The organism is Acinetobacter modestus (assembly GCF_014636095.1).
GTDB classification, from domain to species: Bacteria; Pseudomonadota; Gammaproteobacteria; order Pseudomonadales; family Moraxellaceae; genus Acinetobacter; species Acinetobacter modestus.
In genome coordinates this window covers 692,800-718,231 of record NZ_BMDV01000001.1, presented here as the reverse complement: position 1 = coordinate 718,231, position 25,432 = coordinate 692,800, and the positions used below count along the sequence as shown (strand labels likewise).

Below are 25,432 nucleotides of genomic sequence, written 5' to 3'. Positions count from 1 at the left end.
GCTTATTTATCGATAAGCGTTTTATTTTTGTAGAGTTGAATCATCCCCATAACAATCGCACCAAGCGTAGCAAGAAACATATCTTTGTGAGCATCCCATTGATCGCCTTGTTGTCCATTGTAATTCTCAGCATCTTCAGGAGATAAACCCATCGCAATCCACCATTCAATCAATTCATAAAATAAGCTACTTGCCATTACAAATTGGATCACCAATAAAAATAGAGAGAATGGTTTTACCTTGGGTAACCATACTTGAAAACATCGATAAAAAAATGGGTACAGCAACAAGCCATAAGCAAAATGCACAAAGCGATCATACATATTACGTGACCAGCCCATACTTTGATTTAGGTCGAAGTGAAAAAGTGTATTGATCCAATCGTTATAAGGAACATAAGAATATAAGTAATGTGCACCAATAATATGAATGAAAAGGAAGGCGAGATAGAGACAGAAACTATAAAAATTGATGCCAATCTTTTTCAGTGTAACTAACAAGGCAATCAGCATCAGAACAGTACCAGCTTGATGCAATAAATAGGATTCAAACTCTAAAGGTTGAATACTTGCGATTATGACACTCAGTACAATGCTAGCTAAAGCGAGGTAGTGTTTTAAATTCAGTTTTTTTTCTATCATGCCATATCCAAAATGAATTAAGGCAAATATGATTTACCTTACTTGTTTGTATTTAAGTCAATGGGTTGTTTTTCTGTAGATATACCACCAAGTGCCTGACAAGCTTGTTTATATAATTGATATTTTTGTTGTACAACCTCATCTAGTGGGATATCAAAAAGATCTTCACCATTTTTATATTGTTCGATATAAGTTGAGACTTTTTCCTTATTGACCGCAAGTGTTTCTTGGTAAAAATTAGACATTGATGATGGAGCAACTTGGTTTGTCTCAATATTTTTACATTCGAAATTCTGTAAAATTTTTTCTGCACGTTTGACTTCACTAGATTTGCCAAAAACACATCCAGTTAAACAGATTGTGAGCACAAACGAGAAAAAAAGCTTCATGATAAATAAGGTAAAATTTGAGTTATTGTATTATTGTATATTAAATTAATTTAATAAATTAATTCTTAATGTCCAACACAAAAAAAATTAAGTAATTTTTAATAATTTATTTTTTTAAAGATAAATAACCTGAGAATCATGATGTACATAAGAAAAGCAGAGAAAAAAGACGTATATGATTGTGTTCCATTGATCTATAGTGCGGGCGTGCCTCTATTTGATTACATTTATCGGCATGAACAAATTACGGCGGAGCATTTTATTCACAAAGAGTTTTTGTCTGAATATGGGTATACCAGCTATAACTTACATTGGGTTGTCGAGCATCAGGGGAAAGTGATTGCTGTCGTGGCATGCTATGCAACAAAAGATTTGTCTCGTATGGATAATGGAACCATTAAAAATATTCTAAAGATGTATAAATTTCGGTTTCCTCGTGTGTTGATGCGAGCACTAAATTCTAGTTCGGTTGTAACAAAACCCAGTGAGACGAGTTTACATGTGGCAAATTTTGGTGTGCATCCAAATTATCGTAGCCAAGGAATCGGCACTCAATTATTACAACATCTTAAAATGCATGCCATTGAACAAGGATATTCAGGGTTGTCTTTAGATGTTTCTAACGCAAATCCAAAAGGGCAAAGCTTATATGAGCGAATCGGTTTTAAGGTCGTAGAAGAAACAGCTTTTAAAGATGAAAACACTCAAAGAATACCAAATGGTAGACGGATGGAATGGTATTTCTAACACGATCTGGAATATGAATATTTATAAAAACTAAGATTTCACGTTATGCTATGCATGAGCATCATCAATCCAAATTCTTATGCGAGTTTTAAACATTATTTTATATGTCTTGCTAATCTGTTGCTCTTGTTTGGCAAGTGCCAAAGATTATGACTTTTTTGCAGAAGATCATGATAAAACGGAGAGTATGTTTGATGCTGCTTATCCGCAAATTAAAACAGATTATTCAATCTTGCATAATCTTTTTTTCCAAGATGATCGTTGGCGTGTTTATAACTATACAGCTTACCAAACCAATCAATTTAATCAAAAGATGTTAACTGGAGATACGAGCAATCTATCTTTGGATGATTTTTCGATTTCACTTGGATACGGTATGGTGTATCAATTGAATAAAAATAATCGGATTGGTTACGAATATCTTTCCAGTTTTCCATTTGATCGTGGGCAGTTAATTCGTTTGTTTTGGTTGCGTATTTTCTAAGCATGTTTTTGATACAGCCCAGCTCTCACAATCCCAGCTTTGGTTTCTTTGATCTTTTGCCACGTTGATGGGAGTTGCAATTGAGATAATTCTCGATCCGCTTCTACATAAATAAACGCATTTTCGGCAATGATTGGATCGGCTAATTCAGCAAGTTCTTCCCATAATGCTAGGTCGTAGGGGGGATCTAAAAAAACAACATCAAAATGAGTGTTTAATTTCTTTAATGCTTGCTGTGCAGTGAGTGTCAGTAACTGACAATTGCCTGCTTTTAGCAATTGAATGTTTTCTTTCAAAAAGCGAGCTTGAATTGGATCTGGTTCGATCATGACGACTTTTGCAGCGCCTCGTGATAAAGCTTCGAAAGCCAGTGCGCCAGAACCACTACATAAATCTAAAACTTGTGAATTTTGTATATCCCACATGAGCCAATTAAATAATGTTTCTCTTACTCGATCTGGTGTCGGACGTAAACCATCAATGCTAGCGAATGGTAGCGTTCTACGTTTCCAATCACCACCGATGATACGCAATTGATTTTTCATTATTCAGTGACTCCATCATTGGAATGAGAAGCAGCAGTTGTTGTAACTGAACTTGACGCTGCTGGTGTCGATGCAGGTGAATCAGAACTATTTGGTAGTTCACCAGGTTTAATACCAGCAGTCATTAAACCGCCACTCACTTGATGGTTGGCTGGACGAATAGGATTATTTTTACGAGTGACTAGCCAGTAATCAAAGACTGGACGTGCAAGTTGAGCCGCCGATCCGCCATGTTTACCATTCTCCCAAACGACAGCAATTGCGATTTGAGGATTATCCGCTGGTGCAAAGCCAACAAATAAACCGTGATCCCATTGTCGAGAGGAAAGAGCGGCTTCATTATAACGTTTGCCCTGAGCAATACTTTTGACCTGAGCTGTACCTGTTTTACCCGCAATAGAATATTGTAATCCACCCTTAATTCCACGCCCCGTTCCAGATTGAATCACGTCAATCATGGCTGCATGCATGTTGAGCCAATCTTGCTCTGTACCATTAAATTGAATTTTACCGTCAGGAGCATTGTGCACAGAATATTTTTTTGCGCCCTTATTATCACGTAAAACGTGAGGTGTAACGTGAGAGCCTTTGTTGGCAGTAATTGCTACAGCCATCGCAAGTTGTAATGGGGTAGCAGTAAATGCACCTTGTCCAATACTCACAGAAATAGTTTCGCCTTTTAACCATTTCGATTTACGTGTACGCATTTTCCAGTCTGGACTTGGATATAAACCTGTGCTTTCACTTGGTAAATCTACACCTGTTTTTGCACCAAAGCCAAATTGCCGCATCCAGTCATTCATTTTTTCGATACCCATACGATAAGACAGGATATAGAAATAGGTATCGCAGGATACAACTTCAGCTTTATGTAAATTTACAGCACCATGACCTGTCTTTTTATGATCACGAAAGCGGTGGCTATCTCCTGGTAAATTAAAATAACCAGGATCAGAAATTGCTGTGCCCCAATCGACAAGTCCGTAATGAATTCCGCCAAGTCCGAACATCGGTTTAATCGTCGAACCAGGTGGATAAACGCCTTGTACGGCACGGTTATAAAGTGGTTGGTCTAAGTTGTCACGTAAACCACTATAATCTTTTGAACTGATGCCTGTAACAAATAAATTTGGATTAAAACTCGGGCTAGAAACCAGTGCTAAAATTTCTCCTGTTCGAGGATCGATTGCTACAATTGCACCACGACGATCTGCCAACTGTTGAGCTGCAATGGTTTGAAGACCATAATCTATCGATAAATAAAGATCATTTCCGCGCGTTGGGTTTTGACGACCTAAATGACGGAGTACATTACCATGTGCATCGGCTTCAACTGATTCATATCCCGGTGTTCCATGTAATAACTCTTCATAGCTTTTTTCTGCACCAATTTTTCCAATCAGGTTTGTGCCGGCATATAAATCTTTATCAATAGATTTTAGTTCTTTGTCGTTAATTCGTCCCACATAACCTATCACATGGGCAAATAATTCACCATGAGGATAGTAACGTGTCATTTGTGTTTCAATTTTTACACCTGGGAAGTCGTATTTAACTTCGCTAAATTTCGCAATATCTGCCTCAGTCAGATTTAACTTAATAGCAATTCTTTCCGTTTTACGTGCAGTTTTTACGCGACTTTTAAAACGATCGACATCTTCTTGGGTTAAGCTCAGTACTGGAATTAAACGTGCAATGGTTCCATCAATATCTGTGACATCTGTACGACTCAGTGTCGCTGTAAAAACAGGATAATTATCAGCTAAAAGTACGCCGTTACGATCATAAATATAACCACGCGCTGGTGGAAGAGGTTGTAAACGAATCCGGTTTTTATCCGAGGCTGTTGTAAAGTCGTCGTAATGAATAATTTGTAAATATGCATAACGGCAAATTAATAAAAGTAGAAAAATAGCGACGACGAATATAGCAAAGAAGATTCGACCCTTGTAAATGCGCTTTTCTTGCTGCATGTTTTTTAAAGGAAAGTGCTGTTTCATAGGGTGTCGACTTAAATTACAAGGGAGAAAATATAAAAGGCGCGTTATTTTAACGTAAGTTGCATGATCATACTGTAGTATTTTCAATACATCATCTGAATGATGACGCGACAGTTTTTGACTTTGCAGACATTAAAATTGTAGGGACTTGTATATTAGATGCAAAATAATTCTGTTAAAGTCTCAAACTGTTTGAAATAGGATTGTCCAAGATACATTCTTAGGGAAAATGGAGAAAATAATGAAAAAATCTTACCTTTTACTAGCGGTTTTAGCATTCAACGGCGTTGTCCATGCTGAAGAAAATCCATATATGCCTGAAGCAAAATTAAAAGGGGCAAAAGACGTAGCAACTTGGAATATTGGTGCTGGTTTTACTAAAAAATTACTACATGCGAATCTTGAATGGGTAAACCCATACGGCATTGCTTATGCAAAAGTAGGCGCTTTTTTAAATGATGATAATGAACCTGGTGCGCAAATTGGCTTTCGTTATCCATATTATTTAACAGGTACAGATAAAAATGGTTATTACCTTGGCCTTTATGCTGGTCATCTTGATAGTAGAAACTATGGTGGTAAACAAAAAGGGAATTTAGGTGTTGGTACTGATTTAGCATTTGTTTGGTTGAATAGTGATCGAATTAGTACATTTAGTGTGGGAGCGGGAGTGCGTGACAAGATAGAAGATGGAAATGGGAATACTGTTAAAAAAGTAGAGCCCGTTTTTCAGATTTCTTACACGTTAAGTTTTGGCTTATAGGAGTGTGACTGATTGTTCATTCTTCTGTAAGTCTTAATGTATCAATAATTCTGAGAGTCATGCATGTTTGATTACGTCAATGAATTGTGGCAGATTTTTTTAAATCGACCTGACCATCTGGCGGTCCTAAGTATTATTCCAGTGACAGCCCTAGTAACATGGGCTCATGTATGGATGGCTTTAAAAATGGTGTTTTACCCAATTAATTTTTGGGGATTCCATTTAGGACCTTTACCTGTAGGTTGGCAGGGGATTGTGCCGCGTAAAGCAGGGCGTATTTCGGGCATCATTACCGATAATACATTATCTAAGTTGGGTTCATTGCGTGAGTTTTTAGAGGCAATGGATCCAGAAGATATGGCAATGATCATTGGTGAGCAAGTTGGTTTTGAACTTGAACACTTAATTGATGAAGTCATGGTTGATCGTAATGCTGTGTTGTGGGAGAACTTACCATACTCGATTAAACGTCGAATTTATGCGCAAGCCCATAAACAATTACCAAATACATTAAAAGAACTTGTGACTGAGTTGACCATGAACGTCGAGTCACTTGTGGACATGCGGGAAATGGTGGTCAGCCAAATGGAAGGTGATCGCCGTTTAATGGTACGTATGTTCCTTAAAGTCGGTCAGAAAGAAATTAATTTTATTTGGCATATCAGTGCGTTAATTGGAATGTTCTTTGGTGTTTTCCAAATGATCGTTTGGTTTGTGGTGCCTTGGCATTGGACAGTTCCTTTTTGGGCATCAATCTGGGGCTTTTTAACCAACTGGATTGCGATTTGGATGGTATTTAACCCAATTGAACCACATTATATCCGTTACCCACAGATTTTCCGTTTGACCAAAGATCGTAAGTTTCCATGGGTTGTTCCTGTGCTAAGGATTGGTACATATAACGTTCAAGGTGCATTTATGAAACGCCAAGAGGAAGTTTCTGATGTATTTGCAAGCGTGGTTACGGAAGACTTAATTACTCTGAAATCCATCATGACTGAAATGATGTATGGTAGTAAAAAAGATAAAACTCGTCGGATTGTCAAGCGCCATATTAATGAAATTATGGAAACTCCATTGGTCAGAACTTCACTGCAGCTTTCATTAGGGCCAAGAGAATATGCTAGACTCAAGACCGACTTGATTGATCGCTCAATTGAAATTACTATGGGTCCAGTATGTGACCCAGCTCTGAATGCAAGTCGTGCGCAGAAGATCTTTCAAATGTTTAGAGACCGCATCCGTGAACTAACACCGAAAGAGTTCCAGAATTTATTGCGACCAGCGTTCCAAGAAGATGAGTGGATCCTAATTGTATTGGGTGGTGTGACTGGTTTTTTTGCAGGTTTAATCCACTTATTTGTTGCTTTCTTATAATTAATTTGATGTTGGTTGAGCAATAAATCTGTATCATATTGCTCAATTTAAGATTTATTGTTTTTAAATGAGGATGTTCTTTTATGCGCATTATTTTACTCGGACCACCTGGGGCAGGTAAAGGTACTCAAGCTCAGTTGATCTGTAAGCGCTACAATATCCCACAAATTTCAACCGGTGATATGCTCCGTGCTGCAATTCGTGAAGGGACTGAACTAGGTCTTAAAGCGAAAAGTGTTATGGAGTCTGGTGGTTTAGTATCAGACGAACTCATTATTGGTTTGGTTCAAGAGCGTATTGCTCAACCAGATTGCGTGAACGGTTGTATTTTTGACGGTTTCCCACGTACGATTCCACAAGCTGAAGCTTTGGAAACGGCGGGTATTTCAATTGATCATGTGATCGAAATTGATGTTCCAGATGAAGAGATTGTTCAACGTCTTTCAGGTCGTCGTCAGCACCCAGCTTCTGGTCGTGTTTATCACCTTGTTTATAATCCACCTAAAGTAGAAGGTAAGGATGATGAAACTGGCGAAGACTTGGTACAACGTCCAGATGATCAAGAAGAAACGATTCGCAAGCGTTTAGGTTCATACCATAGTGAAACTGAACAGTTAGTAGGTTTTTATCAAGGTCGTGCTGCTTCAGGTGAAAATGCACCAACTTATGATAAATTGAATGGCTTACGTGCAATCGAAGAAGTTCAAAAAGAATTATTTGCTATTTTAGATAAATAATTTAATTTTGATAGAACTGTCTTATGTAGCCATAAGACAGTTTTTTTATACCTATAATTATCTACGACATAAAATGTCGCTATGTCAGATTAAATGATATAAAAACTAAACAAAAAACGTTATATTTCATTCAAGCGTACAATTTAAAAATACTGAAACTTAGAATTATTTTAAAGGGTTAACTATGTTGCTGACGATTCAATCTGATCAAGTCGAGCAAATTATTCCAGATGCTAGTTCGGCAAAATCAGCCAAGAAACTCGCAAAATTTGAAGCGTGGAACAATATCTCGGGTTCGACTGATCAGTGGATTTGGGGAGAAATTCAGGGTAGTGCGATTTATCAAAGCGCAGTTTTTTTACCTGAACTTAAATGCGAATGTAGTTGTCCAAGTTTTAAACGACCTTGTAAACATGCTTTAGCATTATTGTTTGTTTATACCGAGTATCAAGATAAATTTACTGTGCAATCAGATGAACAAAGCATACCTGATCGAGTACAAAAATGGCGAGATAAAAAAACTAAAACACTTGAGAAAAAAGAAAACAAGATTGATAAACCGATTGATGAAGAAGCACGTGCGAAACGCCAATTGGCACGTGAAAAAAAAATGGATGCAGGCATTGAGGCATTACAAACATGGTTGAATGATGTTGTCACGATGGGACTAGGGAGATTGCGTCAACAACAACATGAAAAGTTCCGCGATATTCAAAGTCGTTTGGTCGATGCTCAAGTTGCAGGTTTAGTCAGCTATTTAGATGAGTTTTCGAGTGCACTGTATCAAAGTGATTGGCAAATGCAGAGTTCATTTTGGATAGCTAAATTACAAACAGCCGTTCATTTATGGCAAAACCGTCAACAGCTCAAACCAGAACTTTATGAAGAACTAAAACAGCTTTTTGGTGTGAATTTGCCAACTGATGCGTGGGATAACATATCCGCTCAGATACTTCATATTTATGCCTTAGGACAAGTAACACAGGAGTTGGTGAATACTCGTGGACGTTATCGTCGTCAATGGCTGTGGGATAGTCAAAATTTACGCGACTATTTGCTATTAGATTTTGAAATTCCACCTTATTCGAACTTTGGCTTAACGTTACCTTTCCAAAAACAACTGGCTTTAAATGCCAAACTTTATCCAGTGGTAAGCCAACAACGTCTTCGTTTAGAAGATAATTTAATGTCATTCAATGATTTGGGCCTAACGCTGGTTGCGCCAAAAGGCTTTGATAATTTTGATCAAGCATTTACTCAATATGCGAATGGATTAAAACAATATCCTTTGCAGTTAGTACGCTTTTTCTGGCTAGAGCAATTACGTTTAGTCAAACATGACAAAGTGATTTATTTGATCGATCAGGATCAAAAGATGTGTGAAATTGAAATTAAACAATTTGTTGAGCTATGGTTTTTAGTGGGGACTGAGCCATTTAGTGCAGGCGTTGAATGGAATGGATTGCAACTTAAACTGGTGAGTATTTGGCAAGGAGGGCACTTTGAATGTCTTTAAGTCTATCATACAGTGAGTTTAATCAGCAGTTATTACTCAAACTGACACTAGGGCAACAGTTTAAACAGACTGTAAAAGTACCGAGTGAATTGCAAATCTATGTGCCTCAGCAGATTGATTCAGCTCAAGATTTATTAGTCTTGAACCAATATTGGGTGCTGATGCAACAAGCAGGCTATCAAGCGCAATGTGTACCTGAAACATTACAAAAGAATATTGCTGAGATTGATCAGATAGAAAATGAAAAGCAATTGGATAATCAACTCGTGCAAATTTTGAAATGGGTTGTTGCACAAGAGTCGCCATTTTTATATCAAGATTGGGTTACTCAAATTTTGAAGCTTGCTCAACAGCAGCAGCACGTGATTCCTCGTTATTTGGTGTTGAAAGTTTTGCCACTGTGTCGAAACCCTGTGTTATTGGCCTCTATTCTGCCTGAGTTTGCATTTCAGGGCGATGTGACAACGCGTTTGGATGATGCAAAAAGGGTGTGGAAATATGTGAAGCAACAAGACGCAGCACCATTGATTCGTCAATTACAGAAATCAAAAAGTAGCGAATGGTCTTTGTTGATGAGCCAATTATGCGGTCATTTGCCGAACTTTATTCATCAACATATAGCAGAGTTTTGGTCACAATCGATTCAGAGAAATCATTTGCAAAGTCATGCTGAGAGTCTTGTGACATATAATATGCCAGTGACTCAATTTGAAGCTTTATACCAGCATGTAAAAACATTAGAACCACAGAATGCAGCGACAGTAAGTAGTAACGCTGCATTAGCTTTCTATTTATATTATCAAGATAATGCGCTTTATAACGAAATTATGGCGTTACTGCATTTATGTTTGAGCTACGATGCTCAAGCTAAAAAAGTTAAGTTCGACATTAACTTAGATCAAGATGATGCCCTCAATGATTATGGCTTTTTTGATCGAGAAGCTAATTTGGTTGAAAGTCGTAAGAGTTTAAAAACAGCTTACCAAAGTGCTCAAGTCGAGCAAGCTTATCAGGCATTTTGTGCAAGTTCGCAGGGCGTACTTTATCTCAAAAGAATTTTAATCCAATTGCCACTTGCGTATTGGTTAGAATTATTTGGTGCTTGGGAGCATTTATTCTCATTGCATTCACAGCAAAAAGATTCAATTTGGAATGCGTTTATTGTGTGTTGTTATCGAGAGCAACGACATGATTTAGCTTTATGGTTTTACCAACATCAAGTCAAATGGTGTGAAGCTGTAACGGCATCAAGTGGGAACATGTTTGAACGTGAGTTAGTCTTTATTTTACTAGACCAAGAACCAGCAACTGGATTGTTATTAAAGCAACTTGAGTCCCATTACCAAAATCAAGATTTAGAACATTTCTGGTTGTTGTTTCAGCGTGCTAAGGCGCTGCATGATGTTCAAAATATCTCAGAAATGGCAGTCGTTTTATTACAACATGCATATATGAACTTAGATTTGCAGCAGGATCAGAAGAAATTTGCATTATTAAAAGAGCAGGCTCAATGGCTGATTTTGCAAGCTTATCCAATCGACATCAGTAGTTTACAAGCTCTTTTTTCTATTTCTGAATGGAAACAGCTCATTCAATTGAATCAGTACAAACAAAAATTTATTGCTTAACGATCAAGAAATCATAAATTAGGATAATCAAGATGTCTCAACAAGTTTTACGTGCACGTGCAGAACAACAATTTTCTCATGAATTAGATGCATTAAAAGCACATGACAATTTAGTAAAACCTCCTCAATGGCAGCTTTCACCAAAAGCAGTGGTTGATTATTTACTAGGAACAACTTTAGCTGATGGCACAGTGATTTCACCGAAATATATTGGTAATCGCCGTTTGATGGAAATTGCAGTCGCAACATTGGCGACTGATCGCGCCTTATTATTATTAGGAGTGCCAGGGACAGCAAAATCATGGGTATCTGAACATTTAGCAGCGGCGATTTCAGGTAATAGCGCTTTGTTGATTCAAGGTACGGCTGGAACTAGTGAAGATACCTTACGTTATAGTTGGAATTATGCCCAATTATTATCCAAGGGCCCAAGTGAAGATGCTTTGGTGAAAAGCCCGATGTTACGTGCAATGCAAGAAGGTAAGATCGCGCGTGTGGAGGAACTGACTCGTATTCCTGCTGATGTCCAAGATACGTTGATTACTTTACTTTCAGAGAAAAATTTGCCTGTTCCTGAGTTGGGAATTGAGTATCAAGCGGTACAAGGTTTTAGTGTGATTGCCACCGCCAATAATCGTGATAAAGGGGTGAATGAACTCTCTTCTGCTCTCAAGCGTCGTTTTAATACCGTGATTTTACCACCGCCTGCAACTATCGCTGAAGAAGTGGAGATTGTTCAAAAGCGTGTTCATTCATTAGGTAAAAGTTTACAACTGCCTGAGATTCAGCCTTTGGATGCTCAAATTCAAAAACTGGTGACGATTTTTAGAGAGTTACGTCATGGGCAAACCTTAGATGGCAAGCAAAAACTTAAAACCACCACAGGAACTTTATCAACGGCTGAAGCCATTTCAGTGATGAGTCATGGTTGGGTTATGGCAGGGCATTTTGGTTCGGGCGATGTCACTGATCATGAGTTGGCAGCAGGTCTACAAGGTGCGGTATTAAAAGATCCTGTGCAAGATATCGTACCTTGGAAAGAATATGTTGAAACCGTGATTAAACAACGTGAGGGTTGGCAAGACCTGTATCGTGCTTGTCGTGATTTAGAATAAAACCAAATAATAAAAACCTCATCCCAATCTTCTCCTTGAAAGGGAGAAGCTGTGATCGGAATAAAGGATAAAAAATGCTGCATATTCTCGGTATTCGTCATCATGGGCCTGGTTCGGCGCGTAGTGTCTGTAATGCTTTGGCTTCGATTCAACCTGATTGTATTTTGATTGAAGGACCACCTGATGCCAATTCAATCATTGCTCAATTGCAACATGCCGATTTTAAGCCGCCTGTTGCATTATTGTTGAATACCCCTGTACAAAAAGAAGTGCGTTCACAAGCGGTTTTTTATCCCTTTGCTGAGTTTTCACCAGAGTGGCAAGCCTTACAATATGCGTTGCGTCAGCAAATTGCAGTAGAGTTTATGGATCTGCCTTTGCAACATCGTTTTGCGCTGGAAAAACAATGGGCAGAACAATGTTTACAGCAAGCTTCAGCAGACGAACAAGCATTAGTAGACGAGCAAGAGATTGAGTCTAATCAGCAAGGTGATGTTGAGCCAGAACAGAACTTGGAACAGCATTATCTTTCGATTCGCCGAGATCCAATTCAACTTTTGGCAGAACAGGCAGGTTATCAAGACAGTGAACGCTTTTGGGAACATTTGGTCGAACAGCAACCGCACGCTGGACAAATGTTTGCCGCAATTAGCGATGCCATGGCAGCTTTGCGTGATTATTTGCTAAGCCAGCAACCTGAAAATTATAGTAGTGAAGACCAACTGCTAGAGCAGTATCGCGAAGCCTACATGCGCAAAGTGATCAAGCAGGCAGAAAAGCAAGGCTACCAAAATATTGTGGTGATTTGTGGTGCATGGCATGCACCTGTATTGGCGGATTTAAAAGCGCAAAATAAAGCAGATACCGCCTTGCTCAAAGGCTTACCTAAAGTCAAAGTTGATGCTGCATGGATTGCATGGACACATGGGCGTTTGAGCAGGGACAATGGCTATGGTGCAGGTGTACAAGCGGTTGGATGGTATACCCATCTTTGGAAGCATTACCAACAAGCCTTAGATGCAGAGGCAGATGGTGAAAAAATTACGATTGATTGGTTAAGCAAATTTGCCCATGCCTTACGCCAAGCAGGTCACGATGCTTCTAGTGCTCAGATTATTGATGCGGTACAACTGATTCAATCTTTATTGCAATTACGTGGACGACGTATTCCTGATTTGGAAGATTTATTTGAGGCAATTCGTTCGGTCTTAAATCACGGCTTAGATATTCCGCAACCGATTTTAGCTAAATTGCTTGAAGACGAGCAATTGGGGCAAGTGCCTGATGAGTTGATTGAGTTGCCCATTCAAAAAGACTTTTTACAGCAAGTGAAGCATTTCCGTCTGAAGCTCGAAGCACCTCATCGTGACATTAGTCTGGATTTACGTGAAGCCTTCGACTTGGCAAAAAGTCAATTTTTACATTGCGTGAAATTACTTGGTCTCGCTTGGGCAGAGTTAGCAGGTACAGGCTCAAAACAAGGTAACTTTAAAGAAGTTTGGCAGTTGTCTTGGCAGCCTGAAACTAGTTTATATCTGAATGAAATGTCGTTGTGGGGCAATAGCATTCAGCTTGCCACACAAAGTTATGTCGAACATCAGATTAGACAATGTGAAGATGTGGCGCAAATTGCGCAACTGATCGAGAGCATTTTATTGTCTGGTTTGGATCAAAGCCTAAATTTGGCTTTGGATAAATTGAATGAGCTTACTACTCAGCATCAAGACCCAAGTATTATTTTGGCAACTTTAAAGCCGCTTATTACGGCAATTCGTTATGGCAGTGTGCGCCAATTTTCAATGCAACATTTACATCAAGTGGTAGAACATTTAGCGATTCGTTTGATGTTGAGTTTGCCAAGTTATTGTGTACAACTGAATGCCGAAATGGCTCAGCAATTTGCCCAACAACTACAAACTTTATATGAGCTTTTAGAACAATTACAACAAGATGAATTGTTACAGCTCTGGCAAGAGACCTTACATCAGTTATTGCAGTTGGAACATATGCAAGGTTATTTGCATGGTTGTTGTGTACGTTTAGCTCGAGAACAGCACTTGATTGATGTGGAGCAAACACAGGGATTTCTGTCTCGAGCTTTGTCGATCGGGCAGACGGCGGATTATAGTGCGGCTTGGTTTGAAGGTTTCTTGACCCATCAAGCTTTGTTATTGATTCATGAGCAAAGTCTTTGGGACACCGTGAGCCAATGGGTCAATCAATTACAAGAACAGCAATTCATTGAGTTATTGCCAATTTTGGCCAGAACAGCTTCAAGTTTTAGCCCTGCTGAAGCACAGCAATTAATTCAGAAAGTGACGCAGAAAGCGACTGCAGTCAAACAAGAGGTCGGTACTTTATATATTGCACGTGCTCAAACGGTACTAGATGAAATTTACGCGTATTTACAGCCTGTTGCTGTCGAGGTTTAAGTGATGAATATGAATGAAGAACTGATCACTTTAGAGCAACCTGACCTTGCGGAACAAGAACGACGTTGGCGATTAATTTTAGGACAAGTCCCAAATTCGACTTCGCATTTACCGAATTGGTCGGTGCAAGATACCAAAATGCAAGAATGTCTGAATGAGCTTTATCAGGCGCAACAGCCTAATCGCCGTGGTGGTTTGGGGCATTCTAGTCCTAGGGTGGCACAATGGTTGGGGGATATTCGCCAGTATTTCCCATCTTCTGTGGTAAAAGTTATTCAAAAAGATGCTTTAGAGCGTTTAAATTTACAACAAATGTTGTTAGAGCCCGAATTGTTAGCGAGTGTAGAAGTCGATATTCATTTGGTTTCTACCTTAATTTCACTCAATCATTTGATGCCTGAAAAAACCAAAGAAACTGCACGTATCGTGGTGCGTCAGTTGGTAGAGCAACTTGAAAATCGTCTAAAGCAACCATTACAGCAAGCGATTCGAGGCAGTATTAATCGCTCAGCACATACACGCCGTCCTAAACGCATGCAAGACATTAATTGGCAGCGCACCATTCAGTCTAATTTGAAACATTGGCAGGAAGATTTTAAAACGATTATTCCACATGAGTTACATGGTCATCCACGTCAACAAACGGCTTTAAAAGACATTGTACTCTGTGTTGATCAGAGTGGTTCGATGGCACCTTCCGTGATTTATTCCAGTGTTTTTGCGGCGGTGATGGCAAGTATTCGTGCAGTCAGTACGCAAATGATCGTGTTTGATACTGAGTTAGCCGATTTAACCCCTTTACTCGAAGACCCAGTGGATGTGTTATTCGGTACACAGTTGGGTGGGGGAACCGATATTGCTAAAGCAATTAAATACTGTCGTAGTAAAATCACTCGCCCAGAAGATACCATTTTTATTCTTATCAGTGATTTATGTGAAGGTGGAGATGCTAAGCAAATGCTCAAGCAAGTGGCTGAAATGCTAGATAGTGGTGTGCAAGTGATTACGCTACTGGCATTGTCTGATGACGGTGCACCTTGGTACGATACCCAACATGCACAGATCTTTGCGGATATGGGGATTCCAACGTTTGCCTGCACACCTGATCAATTTCCAGAACTTATGGCGACGGCTATTGAAAAACGAGATATTCATGCATGGTATGCAACCCAGCAAAATCTGACATAATAGAGGTTAAAGATGATGTTACGGCATGCAAGTCGAAACGTATGAGTAAATTGAGGATATGTCTTTGCTGAAAATTATTTTGATTGTGGTGGTAATTTTAAGTTTAGCTTTACTGTTGTTTTTATTGTATCAAAGTCAAAAAATGCTGCGTCATGTGCAGAAACAACAGGCTTCGGAAAATAAGAAAAATGGTCGAGAACGTCAGCTACATCCCAAATTACAGCAGCGTAAAAAACCTCAGGATTAACTGAGGTTTTTTGTTGGAATTGTTTTTACGGCTCCAAATTCAAAACGCTCAGGCCAGTTGCAGACATCGGATACGATACATTCAGCACATTTAGGTTTACGTGCTATACAACAATAACGCCCATGCAAGATCAGCCAATGATGAGCATCAATAATAAACTCTTTAGGAATAACCTTAATTAATCGATCTTCGACTTCTAAAACATTTTTACCTACTGCCAAACCAGTACGATTGCCAACACGGAAAATATGGGTATCGACTGCCATAGTAGGGTGGCCAAAGGCGGTATTGAGCACAACGTTTGCCGTTTTACGCCCTACACCTGGTAAAGCTTCCAGTTCTTTTCGCGTTTCTGGAATTTGTCCTTGATATTGATCAACTAAAATCTGACAAGTTTTGATCACATTTTCAGCTTTAGCGTTATATAAGCCAATCGTCTTAATATATTCTTTTAAGCCATTAACCCCAAGATTTAAAATAGCTTGTGCAGTATTGGCAACAGCATAGAGTTTATCAGTCGCTTTGTTGACACTGACATCGGTTGCTTGTGCAGAAAGCAAAACAGCAATCAGTAACTCAAAAGGAGAGCTGTAGTTCAGCTCCGTTTGGGGATGTGGTCTTTGTGTACGTAAACGTTCAAAAAAAGTCTGAACTTGTTTTTTGGTCATATTTTTGACAGGCATTTAGATTCCCTGTAATTCATTTAAACGTTTTTGCAAATCAAGCAATTGTGTTTGCTTGGATTCATCTGCACGTACACTTAACTGCTTTTCTAACTTTTTGATTTGCGTTCTAATTTTCGCAAGTTCAATTGTCGTTTTTGCATCTAATACAGGATTTTCTTTCGGTTTATCCATGAGTGTGATCACGGGTACATTGTTAAGTGCTTGAGAAAATTGAGCAAAAAATTCAGTATCAATTTCAGCACGAACAATCGGTCCTTTACGACTCAAACGACGTTTTTCTTCTCGTTGAATATGCGCATAGTAACGATGTCTTAGATCATCTTGTTCAAGAGTACGTTGTTGAGCTGTGGGTAATGGATTGGAATCTGCGACCAGATCAATACAATCTACAGGACAGGGTGGAATACATAACTCACAACCCGTACATAGATCAGTCAAGATACTATGCATTAATTTCCCGCTACCGATGATTGCATCAACAGGACAGGCACTAATACATTTAGTACACCCGATACATTCATCTTCACGAATTATCGCTTTCATTTGTTGCGGTCGACCATCTGCTTGAATGTCCCAAACACTTGGTTCCGCAATCATTGTTGGTCTTTTTAATAATGTCGCAAGTGCATCTGCAACGGGTTGTCCACCTGGAACGCATTTGTTTGCATCTTCACCTTCCACGATCGACTTTGCATAAGGTAAACAACCGTCACGATGTCCACATAAACCACATTGCGTTTGTGGTAAAAGTTGGTCTACTTGAACGATAAGAGAGAGTTGTTGTGCTGAAACTGACATGAAAGAAGATAGGATAAAAACAGTATCGCTATTATAGCAAAGAATAGTTTAATCGGCGGCAATCGTTGTTTAAATCTACTTTGATAGACTTTTTATTTTTGCGATTTTATAGTGCTAACATTGTTTTATTTTGGTGCTAAATTTTGTATTTTGAATTATTTCTGATGTTTTATTACTAAGTTAAACGCTGATTTAAGCTATTTTTTGAATATTTATTATAAAAATAATGAATATTTTTAAATTTAAAATATTGATTTAAAATAATAAAAAATATTTTTCATGAAAATTGGGTTGAGAGTTGATCATAAAGGGTATTAAATGTGTTTAATATTCTATTTTGGTGCATTTTTTGCACTAAATTAAATCACTATCTGGGGGTGAGAGTTGAAATACGATAGCTTAAATGATTTCTTGGAGTATGTTAAAGCTAGAGATCTATATCAACCTGAGTTTTTACAAGCAGTAGAAGAGGTCATGACGAGTTTATGGCCTTTTATACAGAAAAATCCTAAATACGCTCAATACGGTTTGTTAGAGCGTTTGGTTGAGCCTGAACGTGTTATTCAGTTTCGTGTATCGTGGATGGATGACCAAGGTCAAACTCATGTGAATAGAGCTTTTCGGATTCAATTTAATTCAGCGATTGGGCCATTTAAAGGTGGCATGCGTTTTCATCCTTCAGTAAATTTATCGATTTTAAAATTTTTGGGTTTTGAGCAAACTTTTAAAAATGCATTAACGACTCTCCCTATGGGTGGTGGTAAAGGTGGTTCAGACTTTGATCCAAAAGGAAAGTCAGAAGCGGAAATTATGCGTTTTTGCCAAGCGTTAATGTTGGAGTTATATCGTCATTTAGGATCGAATACCGATATTCCAGCAGGTGATATTGGGGTTGGTGGTCGTGAAGTAGGCTTCATGGCGGGGATGATGAAAAAGCTGAGTAATGATACGGCTTGTGTTTTTACGGGCAAAGGTATTTCTTTTGGCGGAAGTTTAATGCGTCCAGAAGCGACTGGTTATGGCACTGTTTATTTTGCTGAAGAAATGCTGAAAACTCGTGGTGATAGCTTTGCAGGAAAAACGGTTTCGATTTCGGGTTCGGGGAATGTAGCGCAATTTGCTGCTGAAAAAGCTATGTTTTTAGGTGCAAAAGTGGTGAGTCTGTCAGATTCGAATGGCACTGTTTTTGTAAAAAATGGTTTCACTGATGCATTACTTGCCGAAGTGATGGAGCTGAAAAATATCAAGCGTGGACGTATTTCAGAGTTTGCATTGAAGCATGGTTTTGAATATTTTGAGGGTAAAACCCCTTGGCATATTCCTGTTGATATCGCATTACCTTGTGCCACTCAAAATGAGCTAGGTGCAGAAGATGCAAAATTATTACTAGAAAATGGTGTGATGTGTGTTGCAGAAGGAGCCAACATGCCATCTACTTTGGACGCAGTTGAAAAATTTATCGCAGCTAAGATTTTGTATGCACCAGGTAAAGCATCAAATGCAGGCGGAGTTGCAACTTCTGGTCTTGAGATGTCTCAAAATGCGTTACGTTTCGGTTGGACACATGGTGAAGTCGATGAACGCTTACATGCCATCATGAAAGATATTCATGCCAATTGCTTAAAATATGGGACCAAAGAAGATGGTACTGTCAATTATGTTGATGGTGCGAATATTGCTGGTTTTGTCAAAGTAGCAGATGCCATTCTCGCGCAGGGTATTTATTAAGGGTCTCCTAAACTCCCGCTTTAATAAAGAGGGGATTTCCATAAAAAAATCCGATGTTGAAACATCGGATTTTTTATTTAGCTGACTAAAATTATGGTTTTTTCACAATTTCTTGTTCAACCACCATATCTAATACATCTGCAATACTTGATTGATCGGCAGCAGGGTTTTTAATGTCGAAACGTTTAACTCGAACGATCACACGTTGGTTTGGATTATGTTCAAAACCTTCGATTTGACCATAGTAAAGTGACCAATTTTTATCAGCGTATGTTTTGATGCCTTTATCGTCATATTTAATTTCACGAACTTGCATACAAGTTTGCGGTGCTACACCAGTACATGATTTAGTTTGTGGTGAAATTTCGAGGAAAACGATTTTACCTTCAGACTGGTATTTTGCTTCAGCTGTCATTTTACCAAGGAACGTATATTTTTGACCGTTTGCATCGCTTAAAGTTAAGCTCGGCTGGTCTAAATTTGTTGCATTGATTTCAAATGGAACTTTACGTTTTTGTAAAAGTGTACCTGCAAATTGCTCTTGTTTCATCAGCGCTGGTTCACATGCCATCATTGTTGAAGCGCCGTTACCTGTAACAATTGAACCATTTTCAATTTTCCATGAGGTATTTAAGCGGTTACAACCAGTGTCTACAGATAAACGATCATTAGCTAAGAAACTTAATACGATTGGTTTTTTTGTATCAGTTGGTTGATATGACCAAGTATAGTTTGTTAACACACTCGTATTCACGATTTTGCTTCCTGTAAATACATGTTTTTGACCTTTACTATCAGTTACCGTCAAGATTGCTTGATCATTTTGGGTACTGAGTGTGAAAGGAACTTTTTTCTCACTAAAAATATCAGCAGATAAGCGTTCTTGTTGCATTAAATCATCCGCACACGCCATCATTGTTGATGCTAGTGGTGAGGTTACAATGGTATTACCTTCAACTTTCCAAGTCCCACCTTGATTATTACAACCAGTTTGAATAGATAATCGTTGATTATCATCGAAAGATAAAACTAAAGGTTTTGATGCTTTTGAACCTTGATAAGTCCAATTATATTCAGTTAAATTTTTTGCTGCAGTTGTATTAATTTGAGAAATAACATTATCAGTTACATTTTGTACAGTTTGGCACGCCATCAAAGAAAGCGGTAATAAGGCAAGAACTAAATATTTAATTTTCATAGTCAAACAACAGTAAATAAATAACAGTGATAAGCTTAAAGTATTCTTAAAAAAATAAAATGTAATCAGTTTATGGATTAAGTTCGTTAAATGTATCTGTTTGTAAATTTTAAGAAAATTGATTGGGAAAATGACTTACTTAAATATGAGTAAGTCATTTGAAAAAGATGATGCTTGGTTTTTAATCAAAACGATAAATGTCCATACCTAATGACCCCATTGAAAAACTACTATGCACGATACTAAATCGATGACCAGTTCCCATTGCAAAGAATAATGGTGCAAAATGTTCAAGGGTAGGATGATTTCGTTGCACGTAGGGTAAAGATGGCCAGTCAAGTACAGCATCATAATCTTGATGGTTTAGTTTACTGACTACACTATTTCGAAATGTGCTTGCCCATATTGGAACTTCAGCATCTGCATGCCATGAAAGTTCAGAGAGATTATGGGTAATACTACCAGAGCCGATTAATAAAATTTGTTGTTCGCGTAAAGGTGCTAAAACTTGCCCGATTTTGTAAATCTGGTCAGCATTCATTTCGATAGGTAAGGAAATTTCAATCACAGGAATATCTGCTTCTGGATACATATGCAATAAAGGCATCCATACACCGTGATCTCGTGGTCGTGTGCTATTTGCATGTGCAGGAATATCTGCTTCTGCAAATAGAGTCAGTATTTCCTCAGCAAGTTTTGGAGCGCCCGCAGCAGGATAACGGATCTCATAAAGTTCAGGGGGGAAACCACGAAAATCATGCCACGTTTGAGCTCGAGTTGATGTACTCACTTCTAGCGCTTGGCTTTCCCAATGAGCAGACATCACAATAATTGCTTGAGGTTTTGGTAAATTATTGCTTAAACGATGCAATGCAGGACCTACTTGTTCAGGATCAAGTGCGAGCATGGGAGAACCATGAGAAATAAATAACCCGGGTAAAGTCTGGAAATTCATAGATAAGCACCTGATTGGAAATACATCATTATCGTGACAAATTCATGGGAACAATGACAGCCCTTAAATATCAACAGATTGTTCTATAATCAGAACAATTTTAAGCACGATGATAAGGATGATTATGATTGATACTCATTGCTCTATAAAGTTGTTCAATCAGTAGAATACGAACCATTGGATGTGGCATGGTCAATTTAGAAAGAGACCAATGCCAAGCTGCTGCTTTACGAACTGCGTCTGAATGTCCATCAGGACCACCAATCGCAAGAGCAATATCATTGCCTTCAAGCATCCATTGTTTCATGGTATCTGCCAGTTTTTCTGTACTGAGTTCTCGACCACCTACTTCTAAGGCAATTAACGTTTCATTGGGTTTAAGTGCATTTAAAATACTATCACCTTCAATTTGACAATATTTTAAAATATCGGCTTCGGAATCATTTTTACCTCGTTTTGCCATCGGGAGTTCAATCACTTGAGTTTGTACAAAAGGTTGAATGCGTTTGAAATAGTCTTCAAATCCAGTTAACACCCAAGCAGGCATTTTTTGACCAATAGTCAGAATACGAATTTTCATAGAATAAATAGATCGAGAAATTACACCTATTATAAACAGTGTTCTTTATCGATAGTGATCAGCATGAAAGGGAATAGTCGCTGAAAGTGTATTTATTGATTACGTCGCATAAAAAACGCAGCTCAAAATTGCGTTTGAGCTGCGATCAAAGTGTCATCAGTCTGGAGTTCGGATGACACTAAAAAATAGGTTCACTGAGTCAAGCTTCATCTTTATTTTTATCGACTCTATTTTATTATGCAATATATTGGTTGTTTTTCAACCAAATTATGTAACAAAAAAAGAGAGCCGAAGCTCTCTTTAATTTTCATTTACTTACTTGTTTAATGACGCGCAGCCTTTGCTTCTTCTACTGGTTTAACAATAGGTGTTTTAGGTAAAGGCTTCGGTGTATCCGTCAATGCTAAAGGTAAGATCTCATCAATACTTTTTACAGCTTTGATTTCTAAGCCTTCTTTTACATTGTCAGGAATCTCAGCTAGGTCACGAACGTTATCTTGTGGAATGAAAACTAATTTAATTCCACCGCGGTGAGCTGCAAGAAGTTTCTCTTTTAGACCACCAATACGCATCGCACGACCACCTAGACTCGTTTCACCTGTCATCGCAATGTCTGGACGAATCGCAATCCCTGTAAATGCTGATACAAGCGCAGTTGTGAGTGCTAGACCAGCAGATGGACCATCTTTTGGCGTTGCACCTTCAGGTAAGTGAACATGGACATCAGTTTCATCAAAACGTGATGCCTCAATACCTAATTCATCAGCACGAGTACGAACCACAGTCATTGCAGCAGTAATCGATTCTTTCATCACATCACCGAGAGAACCCGTTGTAATGAATTTACCCTTACCTTTCACGGCTGCAACTTCAATAGTAAGCAATTCACCACCTACCGAAGTCCAAGCTAAACCATTTACACGACCGACTTGTGCTTCATCTTCAGCCATACCAAAGTCAAATTTGTGCGGACCTAGGTATTCAGGAAGATTGGCAGAAGTGACATCAACTTGTAAGTTTTTAGACTTCTTGCTAACGGCTTCTTTCACCACTTTACGTGCAATTTTAGACACTTCACGCTCTAGGCTACGGACACCCGCTTCACGTGTATAACGTTGTACGATGTCACGGATTGCTTCTTCGTGAACAGTCAATTCTTTTGCACGTAGACCATTGTTCTTAATCGCTTTTGGAACAAGGTAACGTTCAGCAATATTCACTTTCTCATCTTCGGTATAACCCGGTAGACGAATGACTTCCATACGATCCAGTAAAGCTTCAGGAATATTCATACTGTTAGCCGTACAGATGAACATGACTTCTGAAAGATCAAGATCAAGATCTAAATAATGATCGTTGAACTTACTGTTTTGTGATGGGTCTAATACTTCAAGCAATGCAGAAGCAGGGTCACCACGGTAGTCTTGTGCCATCTTGTCAATTTCGTCGAGTAAGAACAGAGGGTTCTTCACGCCAACTTTTGTTAAAGACTGTACAATTTTACCCGGCATCGCACCAATATAAGTACGACGGTGACCACGGATCTCAGCTTCATCACGTACACCACCAAGCGCCATGCGAACAAACTCACGACCTGTTGCTTTAGCAACAGATTCACCAAGTGATGTTTTACCCACACCTGGAGGACCAACTAGACAAAGAATAGGACCACGGAGTTTTTTCACACGAGATTGCACTGCAAGATATTCAACAATACGATCTTTGACGTCATCTAAGCCGTAGTGATCTTCATCAAGAATCTCTTGTGCTTTCGCTAAGTTAATGCTGACTTTGCTCGCCTTATTCCAAGGTGTATCTAAAATGACTTCTAGATAGTTACGAACAACGGCAGCTTCGCTTGATGCAGGTTGCATAGCTTTCAGTTTGCGAAACTCAGCTTCAGCTTTTTTGCGTACATGTTCAGGCAAATCTGCTTCAGCAAGACGTTTTTCAATTTCCGCAACGTCATCTTCAGCACCGCCGTTCATATCAGAAAGTTCACGTTGAATAACTTTCATTTTTTCATTTAGAAAGTATTCTCGTTGATTCTTTTCCATCTGACGTTTAACACTGTCATGCAACGTTTGTTCAATTTGCTGTTCAGCAGATTGATTCATCAAGTAGCTCATCAACTCTTGCAAATGCGCTTCAAACTCGTCGTGCTCTAAAAACTTTTGTTTCACTTCGATATTTAAAGGTACACGAGTTGCAACAAAGAACATTAATTGTAATAAGTCTTCGATTTTATTTGCTGCTGCAACAAGCTCACGTGCATTGCGTAATTTCGCTTCAGCATATTGAGCGAATAGGGTACGCAATTCGTTTAAGCGAGTTGCTTGAGCTTCCTCATCCAATGGTAATGTAATTGGACTGAGGCTGTGCTCAGCAGTCAAGTATTCTTCACCATCAATAATCCGCTCTAATTTAGAACGATGCAGACCTTCAATCAGTACTTTAATGCAGTTTTCATCATTTTCATGATTTACGACTTGTACGATTTTAGCCACAGTTCCGTATTGATAGAGGTTATCGTGATCAATTTCTTCTGTAAGCGAATCTTTTTGCGCAACTACAAATACTAAATTGTCACCGTTACGAGCCACATCCACTGCATTGATCGATTTTTCACGACCCACAAATAGCGCAATTTGCATGTGTGGATAGACCACAACATCACGTAATGCTAATAGTGGTAATACACTTGGAACCTGTGGCTCTAAGCTTGATTCATTATTTAAAATATATTCAGACATGGGCACTCCTAATGAGTGACAACGGTGTTGCCATGTTTTTTATAGTGATGTGCATTTCAAAAATTACAAGGGTTTTTACTTAGAAAATATTAAAAAAAGACTAAATTGGTCGGTTTTTTTCTAAAAAATATTAGAACAATAAGGTTAAGGATTGAAAATATAGAACTTTTTAGGTGTTAGTAAACCATGAATAGGTTGATCCCATTTCTGTCTAGGTAAGGTTTGATCAATATATTGAAATGTATGAGCGAGACCCAAACGAAAAGGTCGATGCGGCGCACTTGCCAAAGTACGATCATAGAAACCACCTCCCATGCCGATTCGTGTCCCTAAGTGATCACAGGCAAGTAAAGGCATAATTAAAATATCCAAAATGGAAATATGATGACCGCGACTTGCCATGGGTTCTTTCATCCCGAGAGGATGATAGGAAAAACGTTGATTTGAGTATTGCTTAGAGCTTATTTTTACCCATACAAGTTCTTGATTCATCGTGCAAATCATGGGTAAGTAAACGAGTTTTTTGTGTTTAAAACAAAGTTGAATGAGTTTGTGAGTGTGCACTTCGCCAAAAGCATGAAGATATAATCCAACGCTTTTTGCAAACTTGAATTGAGGTATTGATCTGAGGCGATTTAAAGCGTCTTGCTCACTTTTTTTATGTTCAAACCGATTCACTCGTTTTCTTTTTAAACGAATATCTTTTCTGAGTACATGTAAATCACTATTCATCGTATTCAAAATAAAACAAAGCCTCGAGAATCATACTTGATTTAAGTGTGCTTAAGCATCTAAATAAATTGAAGCTCTAATCTTGTTGGTCAGTTCTGGATTCTGACAATTCAAAGTAATCACACAGCTGTAGCACTAGACTTAATCAGTGTGCTGTCAAAAATAAGAATAAAATAACAAATTTTGGTTTTAT

Annotated in this window: 22 protein-coding genes and 1 pseudogene; 12 read left to right on the top strand and 11 right to left on the bottom strand. The window is 38.5% G+C overall.

The features are described from left to right. Positions 1-2: 2 nt before the first annotated feature. Both IEV17_RS03315 and IEV17_RS03310 read right to left on the bottom strand, forming a co-directional pair. Positions 3-641 carry a DUF2238 domain-containing protein gene (locus IEV17_RS03315; RefSeq protein WP_004663213.1) on the bottom strand — a complete coding sequence of 213 codons (639 nt, stop codon included), beginning with the start codon at positions 639-641 and terminating at the stop codon, positions 3-5. A gap of 38 nt (positions 642-679) precedes the next feature. Then, entirely contained in the window at positions 680-1,030 is a 351-nt protein-coding gene (locus IEV17_RS03310) for a hypothetical protein (protein WP_004663211.1), read from the bottom strand. A gap of 141 nt (positions 1,031-1,171) precedes the next feature. Between IEV17_RS03310 and IEV17_RS03305 the strand changes: the two genes are divergently transcribed. Continuing rightward, a complete protein-coding gene (locus IEV17_RS03305; protein WP_004663210.1) occupies positions 1,172-1,777 on the top strand; it encodes a GNAT family N-acetyltransferase in 606 nt (201 codons plus the stop codon). Positions 1,778-1,856: 79 nt separating this feature from the next. Continuing rightward, complete coding sequence (locus IEV17_RS03300) at positions 1,857-2,261, top strand: hypothetical protein (RefSeq protein ID WP_004663209.1); 405 nt, start codon at positions 1,857-1,859, stop codon at positions 2,259-2,261. On the opposite strand, the gene rsmD is transcribed toward IEV17_RS03300, so the two are convergent. Beyond that, positions 2,258-2,806: a 16S rRNA (guanine(966)-N(2))-methyltransferase RsmD gene (gene rsmD, locus IEV17_RS03295; RefSeq protein ID WP_004663207.1), complete on the bottom strand. Its 549-nt coding sequence runs from the start codon at positions 2,804-2,806 to the stop codon at positions 2,258-2,260. The two genes, IEV17_RS03300 and rsmD, sit on opposite strands and share 4 nt — an antisense overlap. Continuing rightward, on the bottom strand, positions 2,806-4,806 hold the full coding sequence (gene mrdA / locus IEV17_RS03290) for a penicillin-binding protein 2 (protein WP_004663206.1): 2,001 nt from the start codon (positions 4,804-4,806) through the stop codon (positions 2,806-2,808). Before mrdA ends, rsmD begins: the two co-directional genes overlap by 1 nt. Positions 4,807-5,047: 241 nt before the next feature. On the opposite strand from mrdA, the gene IEV17_RS03285 reads away from it, so the two are divergent. The 9 genes from IEV17_RS03285 (at position 5,048) to IEV17_RS03245 (ending at position 15,809) form a co-directional block, all read left to right on the top strand. Continuing rightward, positions 5,048-5,569: a hypothetical protein gene (locus IEV17_RS03285; RefSeq protein WP_004663205.1), complete on the top strand. Its 522-nt coding sequence runs from the start codon at positions 5,048-5,050 to the stop codon at positions 5,567-5,569. A gap of 63 nt (positions 5,570-5,632) precedes the next feature. Continuing rightward, positions 5,633-6,946, top strand: coding sequence for a DUF445 domain-containing protein (locus IEV17_RS03280; RefSeq protein WP_004663204.1), 1,314 nt, complete (start codon positions 5,633-5,635; stop codon positions 6,944-6,946). Between the two features lie 83 nt (positions 6,947-7,029). Then, the gene (adk, locus tag IEV17_RS03275; protein ID WP_004663203.1) at positions 7,030-7,683 is read left to right on the top strand and encodes an adenylate kinase; all 654 of its coding nucleotides are present in this window, start codon (positions 7,030-7,032) and stop codon (positions 7,681-7,683) included. A gap of 184 nt (positions 7,684-7,867) precedes the next feature. Then, entirely contained in the window at positions 7,868-9,199 is a 1,332-nt protein-coding gene (locus IEV17_RS03270; protein WP_004663202.1) for an SWIM zinc finger family protein, read from the top strand. Continuing rightward, positions 9,190-10,827, top strand: coding sequence for a hypothetical protein (locus IEV17_RS03265; RefSeq protein ID WP_004663201.1), 1,638 nt, complete (start codon positions 9,190-9,192; stop codon positions 10,825-10,827). The genes IEV17_RS03270 and IEV17_RS03265 overlap by 10 nt, the downstream gene beginning before the upstream one ends. A gap of 32 nt (positions 10,828-10,859) precedes the next feature. Further along, on the top strand, positions 10,860-11,942 hold the full coding sequence (locus IEV17_RS03260; RefSeq protein ID WP_004663200.1) for an ATP-binding protein: 1,083 nt from the start codon (positions 10,860-10,862) through the stop codon (positions 11,940-11,942). A 74-nt stretch (positions 11,943-12,016) separates the two neighbouring features. Beyond that, complete coding sequence (locus IEV17_RS03255; protein WP_004663199.1) at positions 12,017-14,374, top strand: DUF5682 family protein; 2,358 nt, start codon at positions 12,017-12,019, stop codon at positions 14,372-14,374. Between the two features lie 3 nt (positions 14,375-14,377). Beyond that, positions 14,378-15,562, top strand: coding sequence for a VWA domain-containing protein (locus tag IEV17_RS03250; RefSeq protein WP_004663198.1), 1,185 nt, complete (start codon positions 14,378-14,380; stop codon positions 15,560-15,562). A gap of 64 nt (positions 15,563-15,626) precedes the next feature. Next, entirely contained in the window at positions 15,627-15,809 is a 183-nt protein-coding gene (locus IEV17_RS03245) for a hypothetical protein (protein ID WP_034601825.1), read from the top strand. On the opposite strand, the gene nth is transcribed toward IEV17_RS03245, so the two are convergent. Together nth and IEV17_RS03235 are read right to left on the bottom strand one after the other, a co-directional pair. Next, positions 15,806-16,492, bottom strand: coding sequence for an endonuclease III (nth, locus tag IEV17_RS03240; RefSeq protein ID WP_004663196.1), 687 nt, complete (start codon positions 16,490-16,492; stop codon positions 15,806-15,808). The genes IEV17_RS03245 and nth overlap by 4 nt on opposite strands. Then, positions 16,493-17,293, bottom strand: a complete 801-nt coding sequence (locus tag IEV17_RS03235) for an RnfABCDGE type electron transport complex subunit B (protein WP_004663195.1) — start codon at positions 17,291-17,293, stop codon at positions 16,493-16,495. A gap of 344 nt (positions 17,294-17,637) precedes the next feature. Here IEV17_RS03235 and gdhA point away from each other — a divergent pair. Further along, positions 17,638-19,021 (top strand): annotated as a pseudogene (gene gdhA, locus IEV17_RS03230) (NADP-specific glutamate dehydrogenase). 91 nt (positions 19,022-19,112) lie between these two features. Here the strand turns inward: gdhA and IEV17_RS03225 are convergent. The 5 genes from IEV17_RS03225 to IEV17_RS03205 all read right to left on the bottom strand — a co-directional run bounded on the left by IEV17_RS03225 (position 19,113) and on the right by IEV17_RS03205 (position 25,239). Beyond that, positions 19,113-20,219, bottom strand: coding sequence for an META and DUF4377 domain-containing protein (locus IEV17_RS03225; protein WP_004663193.1), 1,107 nt, complete (start codon positions 20,217-20,219; stop codon positions 19,113-19,115). Between the two features lie 181 nt (positions 20,220-20,400). Next, positions 20,401-21,174, bottom strand: a complete 774-nt coding sequence (locus tag IEV17_RS03220) for a DODA-type extradiol aromatic ring-opening family dioxygenase (protein WP_004663192.1) — start codon at positions 21,172-21,174, stop codon at positions 20,401-20,403. A gap of 100 nt (positions 21,175-21,274) precedes the next feature. Then, entirely contained in the window at positions 21,275-21,754 is a 480-nt protein-coding gene (gene rlmH / locus IEV17_RS03215; RefSeq protein WP_004663191.1) for a 23S rRNA (pseudouridine(1915)-N(3))-methyltransferase RlmH, read from the bottom strand. 323 nt (positions 21,755-22,077) lie between these two features. Next, complete coding sequence (gene lon / locus IEV17_RS03210) at positions 22,078-24,507, bottom strand: endopeptidase La (protein WP_004663189.1); 2,430 nt, start codon at positions 24,505-24,507, stop codon at positions 22,078-22,080. Positions 24,508-24,651: 144 nt separating this feature from the next. Further along, positions 24,652-25,239 (bottom strand): 5-formyltetrahydrofolate cyclo-ligase, encoded by a 588-nt coding sequence (locus IEV17_RS03205; protein WP_004663187.1) that lies wholly within the window; start codon positions 25,237-25,239, stop codon positions 24,652-24,654. Positions 25,240-25,432 lie beyond the last annotated feature (193 nt).